The organism is Acinetobacter sp. NEB 394 (assembly GCF_013374795.1).
Taxonomy (GTDB): Bacteria; Pseudomonadota; Gammaproteobacteria; order Pseudomonadales; family Moraxellaceae; genus Acinetobacter; species Acinetobacter johnsonii.
Genome location: NZ_CP055277.1, coordinates 1,472,538 through 1,485,049, shown reverse-complemented (window position 1 = coordinate 1,485,049; position 12,512 = coordinate 1,472,538). Strand labels below are relative to the sequence as shown.

At 41.6% G+C, this 12,512-nt stretch carries 9 protein-coding genes; 7 read left to right on the top strand and 2 right to left on the bottom strand.

From position 1 onward, the window contains the following. The first annotated feature begins 15 nt into the window (after nt 1-15). Nucleotides 16-534 (top strand): tetratricopeptide repeat protein, encoded by a 519-nt coding sequence (locus tag HUK62_RS07020; RefSeq protein ID WP_176537465.1) that lies wholly within the window; start codon nt 16-18, stop codon nt 532-534. A gap of 266 nt (nt 535-800) precedes the next feature. Here HUK62_RS07020 and HUK62_RS07015 read toward each other — a convergent pair whose 3' ends face one another. Together HUK62_RS07015 and HUK62_RS07010 are read right to left on the bottom strand one after the other, a co-directional pair. Then, a complete protein-coding gene (locus HUK62_RS07015) occupies nt 801-1,751 on the bottom strand; it encodes a DUF4424 family protein (protein WP_176537464.1) in 951 nt (316 codons plus the stop codon). Between the two features lie 20 nt (nt 1,752-1,771). Continuing rightward, nucleotides 1,772-2,305, bottom strand: coding sequence for a cysteine peptidase family C39 domain-containing protein (locus HUK62_RS07010; protein ID WP_176537463.1), 534 nt, complete (start codon nt 2,303-2,305; stop codon nt 1,772-1,774). 221 nt (nt 2,306-2,526) lie between these two features. Between HUK62_RS07010 and ahcY the strand changes: the two genes are divergently transcribed. From ahcY to HUK62_RS06980, 6 genes are all read left to right on the top strand, one after another. Then, entirely contained in the window at nt 2,527-3,909 is a 1,383-nt protein-coding gene (ahcY, locus tag HUK62_RS07005) for an adenosylhomocysteinase (protein ID WP_130234983.1), read from the top strand. Nucleotides 3,910-4,114: 205 nt separating this feature from the next. Further along, nucleotides 4,115-4,951, top strand: a complete 837-nt coding sequence (metF, locus tag HUK62_RS07000; protein WP_176537462.1) for a methylenetetrahydrofolate reductase [NAD(P)H] — start codon at nt 4,115-4,117, stop codon at nt 4,949-4,951. Between the two features lie 40 nt (nt 4,952-4,991). Beyond that, on the top strand, nt 4,992-5,708 hold the full coding sequence (locus tag HUK62_RS06995) for a 16S rRNA (uracil(1498)-N(3))-methyltransferase (protein ID WP_004693949.1): 717 nt from the start codon (nt 4,992-4,994) through the stop codon (nt 5,706-5,708). A gap of 181 nt (nt 5,709-5,889) precedes the next feature. Next, on the top strand, nt 5,890-8,766 hold the full coding sequence (locus HUK62_RS06990; RefSeq protein WP_176537461.1) for a GGDEF domain-containing phosphodiesterase: 2,877 nt from the start codon (nt 5,890-5,892) through the stop codon (nt 8,764-8,766). 138 nt (nt 8,767-8,904) lie between these two features. Further along, nucleotides 8,905-11,184 carry an NADP-dependent malic enzyme gene (locus HUK62_RS06985; protein WP_176537460.1) on the top strand — a complete coding sequence of 760 codons (2,280 nt, stop codon included), beginning with the start codon at nt 8,905-8,907 and terminating at the stop codon, nt 11,182-11,184. A gap of 83 nt (nt 11,185-11,267) precedes the next feature. Next, nucleotides 11,268-12,491: a multifunctional CCA addition/repair protein gene (locus HUK62_RS06980; RefSeq protein WP_176537459.1), complete on the top strand. Its 1,224-nt coding sequence runs from the start codon at nt 11,268-11,270 to the stop codon at nt 12,489-12,491. Nucleotides 12,492-12,512 lie beyond the last annotated feature (21 nt).

The window sequence follows — 12,512 nt, the reverse complement described above, 5'->3', positions numbered from 1 at the left end:
TCTTTGGTTATTTGTATGCCTAAATCTCCTAAAATTCCTGCTGAATTGGTCAATCTTGCAACAACAGGTAATAGTGACGCTCAATTTGAACTTGCTGAACTGTATATGCAAAGTGAAAATGAAGATGACATTACGCTTGCAGAAGAATGGGCGCTCAAAGCAGCAGCATTGGGTCATGTGGAAGCCATGTATTGGCTGGGTGAAGGTTATGCTTTTTATGCCAAAGAACTTCGCGAAGAAGATCCAAGCGAAGCAGAAACCTACTTTGGACATGCACATCACTGGTTAAAACAAGCCGCTGAACTGAAACACCCTACTGCAATATTAGAGTTGGCTGGTTTTTACCGTCGTGGTGATGTGGTTGAAAAAGATGTCGCTAAGTCAATTGAACTGGTACAACAAGCAGCGGAACTGGGTGAAGCTCAAGCCATGCGTGATTTGGCATTCATTTATGAAAATTCATTAGGTGTCGATGCCGATGAAGCAAAAGCCAAATACTGGCACGACAAAGCAGATGCCGCAGAACAAGAATAAACACAACTCCTCCTTTGATGTCATGCCAGTTAGTGAATAAACTGACTGGCATTTTTTAAATTTCATTCGATGGGCCATAAGGTCATCCGCAACCTAAGCAAGAATAAAAGCAATGCTTTTATTTGCAGCATAAGACGAAGTAGTCGCCTTTAAAATGATTTTTTTTGCAACAAAAGGCGCTCTACATTCGGAAAGTAAACAGATTTTTCGGATGACAAATGTTTTGGTTCTTTTGCCGAAACAAAAGAACGCCCAAAAAATTGGACTTAAAACTTACGCACAAAAATAATATCTAAATCCTGCTTTGGTACAAAATCCTTTTCTGTCATTTGAAATTGTGTCGAACTGATCTTTTTCACCTGACCATTCCAACAAAATGAAACCAACTCATTCGGGTCACGCTCAATGGTCAGTTTAAAACTTTGAATAGGTTTCGCCCAATTTGCACCCGTTTTTAAGATATAACCTAACGCTTGATAAGGTGCATATTGCGACTTGGCCTTTTTCAAACCCGCTTTGAAGCTTTGATCCATACAATAGGTTTTTTCATCATCTTCAGGATATAAAGAGACGGAACCACCGACCAATGGCATGTATTCATGTTGTACATGGGTCAACGCATTCGCCTTAAACTTCTGCTGCCAACTATAAATAATTTGCGATTCCCAATAAATTTCATCATCCGCCTGATAAGGTTTTAAAAGCTGTTGAACCGTTTTGTCCTGACAACGATACAAACGCCGATTAAGTGTAGAGTCTTGTTGCAATAACCACGGATACATCAAATCTCGATCTGAAAAACCACATTTTTTCAAACCTGCAGTCACATCGACGACGTCACCATTGGAATTGAAGTCACCACCTGCCGTTAAAGCGGGTAAAAATGCACGCACATGCGTTTCTGGCTGAATCTTTTGTGCATTGGCTTGTACTTTAAAGCTTTGAATCAATTGTTCGGTATGCGCAAAATCACTTTCACGCGAACTGCCCACACGTGGCAAGGGAAATAAAACAGTTTCCGTAATATCTTGAGTGGTAAGATTTTTAAATTGGTAATTCACCCGAATGATGTTTTTACTGATAAACAAATCTTCACTTTGCATACTGATTTTTGGGTTTTTCAGATATTGCACACCGCCCGTTGCCACAAAACCCGTGCTGTCATTCGCACTGGTCTGCATAGAGATAAACACGCATAGTCCGAGGATCTTTTTCATTTAACGTCTTCTTTTCATGTTTATTGTGCTGTTTCCATGCGAGCGTTTGAATGATCAAGCACGATCACTTGTCGGCAGATGCCCTCGACTTGACGTTGCCGTTCAAATACAGATGCAGGCATCGCATCAAAGGAATCAAAGAAACATATTTCTTGTTCATCTATAGAATAAACCAGTGAATGATTTCCAATGCCATCTAAAGTATCGTAATAGACAATGATAAATTTATTTTGCTCAAATGCCTGTTGAATTTGTTGGTAATTGATGGCCGCTAAAACTGGCAGCTTTAGTTGCTCAGCTTCTGCATAACTCAATTTTTCTTGTGCTTGAAGCTCTGTGTCTTCATCAGTATAAAATTGAACATCAAAGCCAAATTTCTTTAATCCGACTGCCAAGCCAATGGTTGTCGTTCCGTTTTCTGCATCGTAACCACAGACCTCTATCAACTGTTCAATATCCGCATCGATATATAAATGCTGGAGTAGCATCCATACCGCATAAATACCGCCATTAGCTTCAAGGTTGATTAAGGATTCAGGGATATTCAAAGCCATAACACAATTCGAAAAAGATGATTGTGTTGATAATAAACAAAACATCGTTGGAACTGAATCAATTTCCAAGTACAATACTTCGCTAGTCGAGGGATGCTGCGACTTTTTCACAGGTACATAAATGTGAAATCGCTAGGCTCGACGATCCGGTTCAAATCCTTTTTGAATCAACAACGGCATCCGCGAACTGAATGATCAATTTTTTATATTAGGAGATCGTGATGAACGCGGTTACTGCTTCATTTACAGATTACAAAGTTGCTGATATTTCACTCGCTGACTACGGCCGTAAAGAAATCAAACTTGCTGAAGCAGAAATGCCAGCACTTATGGGCCTACGTAAGCGTTATGCTGCTGCAAAACCACTTGCTGGCGCAAAAATCCTTGGTTGTATCCACATGACCATTCAAACTGCTGTTTTAATTGAAACATTGGTTGAATTGGGTGCTGAAGTTCGTTGGACTTCTTGTAATATCTTCTCTACTCAAGACCACGCTGCTGCTGCAATTGCTGCGTCTGGTGTTCCTGTATTTGCTTGGAAAGGCGAAACAGAAGAAGAATACATGTGGTGTTTAGAACAACAAATCAATGTGAATGGCACACCTTGGGATGCCAACATGATTTTGGATGATGGCGGTGATTTAACGCTACTTGTTCATGAAAAATACCCTGAAGTGATTGCAAAAATCCACGGTGTAACTGAAGAAACGACTACAGGTGTACAACGTCTGTATGAAATGCTTCGTGACGGTACTTTGAAAGTTCCTGCAATCAACGTCAATGACTCTGTAACAAAGTCTAAAAACGACAACAAATACGGTTGCCGCCACTCACTGAATGATGCCATCAAACGCGGTACAGATATGCTTTTATCTGGTCGTCGTGCGCTTGTGATCGGTTACGGTGACGTAGGTAAAGGTTCTGCGCAATCACTTCGCCAAGAAGGCATGATTGTACGTGTAACTGAAGTTGACCCTATCTGTGCAATGCAAGCATGCATGGACGGTTACGAAGTGGTATCTCCATACAAAAATGGCGTACAGACTGGTAAAAAAGAAGACATCAATGTTGACCTTCTTGAAAACACTGACCTGATCGTAACGACAACAGGTAACTACCACGTATGTGACGCTGCAATGCTTGATTCATTAAAAGCAGGTGCAGTGGTGTGTAACATCGGTCACTTCGACACTGAAATCGACACAAACTACTTACGTGGTTACAAGTGGGTTGAAGTGAAACCTCAAGTTCACCAAGTTTATCGTTCAGAAGATGAAAACAACTACTTGATCCTTCTTTCTGAAGGTCGCTTAGTTAACCTAGGTAATGCAACAGGTCACCCATCACGTATTATGGATGGTTCATTTGCCAACCAAGTCTTGGGTCAAATGCACTTATTCGCTGAAAAATTTGCTGATCTTCCAGAAGATCAAAAACAAGCGGCGATTCGTGTAGAACTTCTTCCTAAGAAATTAGATGAAGAAGTTGCTGCGGCAATGGTTGCTGGTTTTGGTGGTGTCTTGACTCAATTGACTCAAGAACAAGCAGACTACTTAGGTGTAGCTGTTGAAGGTCCGTTCAAATCTGACGCTTATAAATACTAAGTTGCAAACCTCTCCTAACCTCTCTTGCGCTGAACTTTAAAGCAGTGCTTAAAGTCTGCTCAGGAGAGGGACTTTCATTACCAAATGATGTTAGCAGTGAAATCTTGTTATCTCTATTCCATGTAATGAATCCCCTTCTCCCTCTGGGAGAAGGATGGGATGAGAGCAAACACAAAAAATAGCATTTATAAAAAAGGATTTGAACATGTCGAAACACATTCCTATTTCTTTTGAGTTTTTCCCGACCAAAACGGATGCGGGTGCAGAAAAACTGAAAGTCGTACACCAAGAATTACAGCTGCTCAACCCAGAGTTTTTCTCAATTACCTATGGTGCAGGCGGTTCTACCCGTGAACGTACCTTGGCAGCGATTGCAGAATTTAATGGTAAAGGCACACCAGTTGCCCCTCACTTGTCTTGTATTGGTGATGACAAAGCACGTATTGCTGAGTTACTCGACATTTATAAAGATCAAGGCATTGACCGTATTGTGGCGCTGCGTGGTGACTTACCTTCTGGACAAGTCAGCTTAGGTGAATTACCTTATGCCACGGATTTGGTTCGCTTTATTCGTGAACATTCGGGCGACCACTTCCACATTGAAGTTGCCGCTTATCCAGAAATGCACCCTCAAGCAGATAGTTTTGACCTAGACATTCAACGTTTTTGTGACAAAGCCAATGCAGGTGCGAATGCCGCACTGACCCAGTTCTTCTTTAATCCAGATGCCTACTTTTACTTTGTAGATCGTATCCAAAAAGAAGGCGTGAACATTCCAGTTGCACCAGGCATTATGCCAATTACCAATGCCAGCAACTTGATTCGCTTTGCAGATGGTACAGGCGCTGAGATTCCACGTTGGATTCGTAAACAGTTGGCAACTTATGGTGACGATACTGCCAGCATCAAAGCCTTCGGTCATGAAGTGATTGTGAAGCTTTGTGAACGCCTGATTGCAGGGGGCGCACCAAGTTTGCACTTCTACACCATGAATACGACTGACCCTACCCGTCAACTTGTACTAGACCTCGGTTTAGCATAAGTATTTAAACTAGATTCGCCCTATTTGAGAGTAAAACCGAATGCCTCGTTTTTTTATGGAAGCAGAACTCAATGTTGATCACACTGTCGAACTGACTGAAACTGTGTTTCACCACTGGGTAAAAGTTTTGCGTGCTCAAGTCGGTGAAACGGCTACCTTGTTTAATGGACAAGGCGGCGAATATGAAGTGACCTTAAGTGACGTTGCTAAAAAGTCAGCATCAGTTCAGGTCACTGCTTTTAACCCAACCAATCGTACACCTGCGTTTAAAACTTTACTCGGTCAAGTCATGAGTAAAGGTGATCGTATGGACTATGTCATTCAAAAGGCAGTTGAATTAGGCGTTTCCGAAATTCAACTATTAACGTCTGAACGTTGTGAAATGCGTTTGAAATATGACCGCGACCAAAAGAAGATTGATCATTGGCAAGGCATTGCTATCGCGGCATGCGAACAATGTGGCATGAACATTGTTCCCACTATCCATGCTCCAGTCAGCTTAGACAAATGGCTCGCATCCGAATTACCTGCGACTCGGCTTGTACTCGCCCCGAATAAAGAAAAAATCGACGTTTTGGCACATGCGACACCAAACATTGCACTACTCATTGGGCCTGAAGGTGGTTTAAGTGAGGCTGAAATTACAACAGCCAATGAGCACGGTTTTATTAACTGGTGTATTGGTGAGCGTGTATTACGTACAGAGACAGCACCAGTTGTCGCTTTGTCAATCCTCAACTACAATTTAGTGATTTAAATCACATAAACAGCAGAGTCACCCTTTTGTTCTGTTAATATATTGATTATGATGTACAACAATATTACCCTTGACTTATATAAAAATATAAATTGATTGTGTTTTACACAATGTATTTAAATTTGAAAAAAGACACAACACAACACCATTGGGTCATAAAAAAAATAAGGTTTCGCGATTCATGCCAGATATTTCTACAGAAAATCTTGATCGGCACTTGCAGACTGCGCAAATATCGCATTCTATTAGCCATCTTCGTTTCCTCATCAGTAGCTTACTGATTCTAAATTTTTATATTTTCTGTGCATATCACTATAATTTTTCTCAAGATTCTTTTTATTTTAACCTGTGGTTTTTTATTTCCGAGTTTATTCTCAGTATTTTTTGGCTCGTGAACACCGTGTATTTCAACCCGAAAAATCACTCTGCCAAACATGCACACCGCTGGATTCAAGGCATCTGTTTAAGTATTGGTCTTTTGGTTGCAGCAGGCGTCGTATGTATCTACTACTACTTACCCAGCCTATCTGGCAATTTTAACTATACAAATGCCCTACTCTTATCTGCACTTTTAGTGATCGTCACACAGACCGTTTGCCTCACCTATTTAACGCAACGCATCAGTTATTTTTGTTTGGTTTTTATTCCGTCTATCACCCCTTATGTCCTCTCGCAATTTATCAACTTCGATGCCAATCACACTCTTTTTCACCTCACTGTAAACTTTATTCTGATTGTGATTTTGCTTTGTGCCAACGCCACTAACCGTATTAATCAGCACTTATCCCGCCTCTCAATTAAAAATCGAGAGTTGAAAAAAGAAGCTGAAAAACAAGTCGCTTGGACCGATGATTTATGCAAACAACTACAAAACGAAGTGAATAAATCCAAAGAAATTGAACAACAGTTACAACTGAATAATCAATTGCTTGAGCAAAAAGTACGTGAACGAACCTTTGACGTAAATCAAATCAATAAAGACTTAAAAAATAAGCAAGAAAACCTATCGCTTGCCCATGAAATTTCAGGTATTCGTCCTTGGGATTGGAATATTAAAGACCGGCTCATTTCCTTGACCAATCACAAAAAAGAAAAAGTATTTAAAAATTCCACAGAGCATCAACTTCAGCTTCAGTATCTAATTCATCCAAATGATATTGCCCCGTTTAAATCTGCAATGAAAAGTCATTTACGCGGTCATTCAGACCGCTATGAAGCCACTTACCGTGTGCAACACAATAACGGGAAATGGTACTGGGTACATAACACGGGACGCGTCATTGCTCGCGATCCAATCAATCAAAAACCGTTACAAATGGTCGGTATTCGACGTGACATTCAACATGAAAAAAGCAACCAAGAACGTCTGCGACTAGCAGCGAGCGTACTTGAACAAGCTGAACAAGGGATTTTCATCTTAGATGAAGACCTGCGTTATATCGACGTAAATCCGTTCTTTAAACGTTTGGCTGGCTTTGAAGCTGTACAAATTAATGGTAAGCATCTGTTTGATATTGTTGCGAATTATAAGTCACATCAACGCACCACACATAACCAAATCATTGGGCAACTCCTAAAAAAAGGTGAATACGACGGTGAACTTAATGAAAAGTTCCTGTCAGGCAAAGAGCTGTGTATTTGGATGCATCTGAATGCCATTACCGATGAGCAAGATCGTGTCACGCATTATATTGGTATCGTGTCCGATTTAACCGAGCGCAAACTGCAAGAACAGCGTCTGTCTTATTTAGAGAACTACGATACGCTGACCGACTTACCGAACCGTTTTTACTATAACTATCAGCTTCATCAGTATTTGGTTTCTCAGCAAGACAGTATTAAACAACTGGCGATTATTCGACTCAATATTGACCGTTTCCGCCCATTGAATGAATTCTTAAGCAATAATGGCGGCGATGAGCTGCTGCGCCAAGTTGCTCAGCGCCTTCGTTTAACCAATGCTGAAGCCTTGATAGTGGCTCACTTAAATGGTGACGATTTTGCAATTGTATATGAGGTCTCTCATATTCGCCCCTCCGTTCAGGAACATATTGATCGCATTAACAAAGCCTTTAGCCTACCTTTTGATATTTTTGGTCAAGAACATATTATTACGCTTTCAATGGGGATTTCGCAGTACCCTGAACATGGTCGTCAGCTGGACTACTTAAACAACTGTGCAGAACAAGCACTGAGTGAAGCAAAACGTTTAGGTGGAAATGCCACCAAGTTCTACAGCCTGAGCAATACCGTTGCATTAGAAGAAGGAATTTATTTAGAACGCGATTTAAGGCTAGCAATACAAAACAATGAGTTGGTGGTTTATTACCAACCCAAAATCAACTTTCACAATCAGAAGATTTATGGTTTTGAGGCGTTGGTACGCTGGAATCACCCAACCAAAGGCATCGTGCCGCCGAGTCTCTTCATTCCGATGGCAGAAAAAACCAGCTTGATTTCAGATATTGGCCGCATTGTAATTTTACAAACCGCTAAGCAAATCAAAGAATGGAATAAATTGGGTTTTGATAATATCTGTGTTTCGGTCAATGTGGTTGCCCAACAATTACAACGTGGACAGCTTTTAAAGGACTTAGACGAAGCCCTTGATCGATATAAAATCAGTGGTAGTAGCCTCGAATTAGAAATTACAGAATCCACTTTGGTTGAAAACTCAGAAGCAGTGAAAAACCTCCTTGAAACCATCAAATTGCGTGGCATTCATATTTCTTTAGATGACTTTGGTACAGGTTATTCATCACTGTCTTACCTAACTGACTTCCCTATCGATACTTTAAAAATTGATCGAAGCTTCATTTCAAAAATTGGACACTACAAACAAGAAGCCATTGTGAGCGCCATGATTGCCATGGGGAAAGCCATGGGTATGACCGTGGTGGCGGAAGGAATTGAGACCGAACAACAACTGAGTTACCTACAAAACTTAGAATGTGATATCGCGCAAGGTTATTTATTTTCCAAACCTCTTCCGCAGCTCGATGCTACCCAATATTTAAGAGATCATCTCGACACACCCTCGTATACATACTCAATATAAATCAGACTGTTTTAGCTCTAAGTTTGCTTAAAAAGCACCAGCTATCACTGGGATATACCAGCAACTAATGGTATATTTGGTCTTGTCTACTAAAAACTACCAGCTCCGCTGGCTAACCCACGCTACAAAGAGATTCAGATGGACGATCAATCATTAAAACAGCAAGCTTTGTATTATCACGAATTCCCAACCCCAGGGAAAATCAGCGTTACACCTAGCAAGCAGCTGGTCAACCAACACGATTTAGCCTTGGCGTATTCACCGGGTGTCGCAGCACCATGTCTTGAAATTGAAAAAGATCCTTCAAAAGCAGCGCTTTATACTGCACGTGGTAACCTTGTTGCCGTGATCACAAATGGTACTGCCGTTTTGGGTCTAGGTAATATTGGTCCACTGGCTTCTAAACCTGTCATGGAAGGTAAAGGCGTTTTATTTAAAAAATTCGCAGGTGTTGATGTATTTGACATCGAAATTGCAGAAAATGATCCTGACAAAATTGTCGATATTGTTGCTGCATTAGAACCGACTTTTGGTGGTATCAACCTTGAAGACATCAAGGCACCAGAATGCTTCTATATTGAACAAAAACTTCGTGAACGTATGAATATCCCTGTGTTCCACGATGATCAGCATGGTACATCCATTATCGTTGGATCTGCTTTACTGAATGCTTTGCAATTGAATGGCAAAAAAATTGACGAAATTAAAATCGTCGCTTCAGGTGCAGGTGCTGCGGCTCTGTCTTGCCTAGATTTACTTTGTGCCATTGGTGCAAAAAAAGAAAATATTATTGTTGCAGACTCACGAGGTCTACTTACAACAAAACGTGAAGGTCTAGACGACTCTAAAAAACGTTATGTACAAGATGTTGAAGGCACTCAACTGGCTGACGTGATTGCAGGCGCAGACATTTTCCTCGGCTTATCTGCTGCGGGTATCTTAACCAAAGAAATGGTTAAGCTGATGGCGAAAGATCCGATTATCTTCGCACTTGCCAACCCAGATCCTGAAATTCTGCCTGAACATGCACACGAAGTTCGTGATGACGTGATCATGGCGACAGGTCGTTCAGATTATCCAAACCAAGTGAACAACGCACTTTGCTTCCCTTACATTTTCCGTGGTGCTCTTGATGTAGGCGCAACCACTATCAATGAAGAGATGAAAATTGCATGTGTCTATGCGATTGCGCGTATGGCACACATTGAAGCAGATGCGGCATCTTATGGTGAAAAATCTGCATCTTTTGGTCGTGACTACTTAATTCCACGCCCACTTGATCAGCGTCTGATTTTAGAAATTGCACCTGCTGTTGCACAAGCGGCCATGGATTCAGGTGTTGCAAGTCGTCCAATTCAAGACTTCTCTGCATACCGTCAACGTCTTTCTGAGTTTGTTTATAACTCAGCACTGATGATGAAACCTATTTTTGCTCAAGCAAAATCTGATCCGAAACGTATTGCTTATGCTGAAGGTGAAGACCTACGTGTACTTCGTGCAGTACAAATTGCGGTCGATGAAGATCTTGCAAAACCAATTTTAGTCGGTCGTACTGCGGTTATTGAGGCAAACATTAAAAAGTTAGGCTTACGTCTTGAACATGGTGTGAACATCACTATTGTCGATCAAGAAAAAAACCCTGACTACGAATTGTTTGCAGATGACTACTACACACTTATGCAGCGTAAAGGTGTAACACCTGAATATGCACAACGTGAAGCACGTCGTCGTTCAACCTTGATCGCATCGATGTTAGTGAAACATGGTAAAGCAGACGGTATGCTATGTGGTACGTATTCAAGCTATGACATTCACTTAGACTTCGTTAAAAACATCATAGGTAAAAAAGAAGGTCACAACTCTTTCTTTACATTGAATGCTTTAATGCTTGAAGACCGTAACCTGTTCATTGCTGATACTTATGTCAACACCAACCCGACAGCTGAACAGTTGGCTGAAATGACAATTTTAGCCGCTGAAGAAGTACGTCGTTTTGGTATGACACCGCGTGTTGCTCTACTTTCTCACTCAAGCTTCGGTTCAGACCAGACCGACCCAAGCGCGCAAAAAATGCGTAAAGTGTTTGAGATTTTGACGCAAATCGCGCCAGAACTTGAAGTTGAAGGTGAAATGCATGCGGACGCGGCATTGGATGAAAACATCCGTAACTTTGCATACTCAAACTCGCGCTTCAAAGGTTCTGCGAATCTATTGATCATGCCAAACTTGGATGCAGCCAACATTTCATTTAACCTGTTGAAATCAACTTCAGGTAATAATGTCACCATTGGCCCTATCCTACTTGGCGCAGCGAAACCAGTTCATATTTTGACACCGACAGCAACAACACGTCGTTTAGTGAATATGACTGCGCTGACTGTAGCGGAAATTCAAGAAGCGGAGAAAAACGGCGACTAATTGTTTGTCGTTATACACGTATCTTGTGACTTGAGAAAACCTCTATTCTGTAGCATGATGACTGCAAGAATAGAGGTTTTTTCATGCAAGTTTATTTAGTAGGCGGTGCGGTCCGAGATCAGCTTCTGGGTCACCCCTATCACGAAAAAGATTATGTAGTTGTCGGCGCAATGCCTGAACAACTGCTTGCCCAGGGTTTCCAAGCTGTAGGTAAAGATTTTCCTGTTTTTTTACATCCTGAAACCAAAGATGAATATGCGCTTGCCCGTACTGAACGTAAGTCAGGGCATGGTTATCATGGCTTTGAGTTTTATACCGACAGTACCGTTACCTTAGAACAAGATTTAATTCGACGTGACCTCACCATCAATGCTATTGCCATGGATGATGAAGGCACACTGTATGACCCCTATGGCGGCCAACGCGATTTAGAGCTCCGGGTTTTAAGGCATGTTTCTAATGCTTTCGTAGAAGACCCTCTACGCGTCCTTCGTGTTGCACGATTTGCTGCACGTTATAAAACCCTAGGATTTACAGTGGCCGAAGAAACGTTGGCACTGATGCAGCAACTCGCAGACTCGGGTGAACTGGAGGCACTGACTCCTGAACGGGTTTGGAAAGAAACCTCTCGTGCTCTGATGGAAGATCATGCCGATGAATACTTTGAAGTACTACGTCACTGTGGTGCTTTAAAAGTGCTTTTTCCAGAAATCGAGGCGCTTTACGGTATTCCACAGCGCCCTGAGTATCACCCTGAAATTGACTGTGGCATTCATACCATGATGTCCTTACAGCAAGCATGTCGTGCCAACTATGCACTGGATGTTCGTTTTGCTGTTTTGGTACATGACTTAGGCAAAGCTTTGACACCTGTAGACGAGTTACCGCGTCATATCATGCATGAAGAACGTGGGGTCAAGCCTGTGACAGAAGTGTGTGAGCGTCTAAAAGTCCCAACGCAGATGAAGCAGCTCGCAATTACGGTCTGTAAAGAACATTTGAAATGTCATCAAGCCCTGACCTTAAAACCAGGCACTTTGTGGCGCTTACTGCAACGCTTAGATGTACTACGTCGTCCAGAACGGGTTGAAGCCTTTGTACAAGCTTGTGAATGTGACTCACGTGGTCGTTTAGGGCTTGAAGATCGTGAATACCCACAGTCTGCATATATTTTAAAGGTGATGGATGTGGTGCGAAATATCAAAGCACAAGACCTGCCTGCGGATATCAAAGGCCCTGATATTGGTGAAATGCTGATTGAACGTCGAATACACGCAATTGGAGAGCTGAAGTCTCAATATAGTTAAACCTTGATCGACTCAAATAAA

Excerpts from the sequence above, each read along its gene's own strand:
- HUK62_RS07020 (WP_176537465.1), top strand. The coding sequence starts at position 16 with ATGCCTAAATCTCCTAAAATTCCTGCTGAATTGGTCAATCTTGCAACA.
- HUK62_RS07015 (WP_176537464.1), bottom strand. The coding sequence starts at position 1,751 with ATGAAAAAGATCCTCGGACTATGCGTGTTTATCTCTATGCAGACCAGT.
- HUK62_RS07010 (WP_176537463.1), bottom strand. The coding sequence starts at position 2,305 with ATGGCTTTGAATATCCCTGAATCCTTAATCAACCTTGAAGCTAATGGC.
- ahcY (WP_130234983.1), top strand. The coding sequence starts at position 2,527 with ATGAACGCGGTTACTGCTTCATTTACAGATTACAAAGTTGCTGATATT.
- metF (WP_176537462.1), top strand. The coding sequence starts at position 4,115 with ATGTCGAAACACATTCCTATTTCTTTTGAGTTTTTCCCGACCAAAACG.
- HUK62_RS06995 (WP_004693949.1), top strand. The coding sequence starts at position 4,992 with ATGCCTCGTTTTTTTATGGAAGCAGAACTCAATGTTGATCACACTGTC.
- HUK62_RS06990 (WP_176537461.1), top strand. The coding sequence starts at position 5,890 with ATGCCAGATATTTCTACAGAAAATCTTGATCGGCACTTGCAGACTGCG.
- HUK62_RS06985 (WP_176537460.1), top strand. The coding sequence starts at position 8,905 with ATGGACGATCAATCATTAAAACAGCAAGCTTTGTATTATCACGAATTC.
- HUK62_RS06980 (WP_176537459.1), top strand. The coding sequence starts at position 11,268 with ATGCAAGTTTATTTAGTAGGCGGTGCGGTCCGAGATCAGCTTCTGGGT.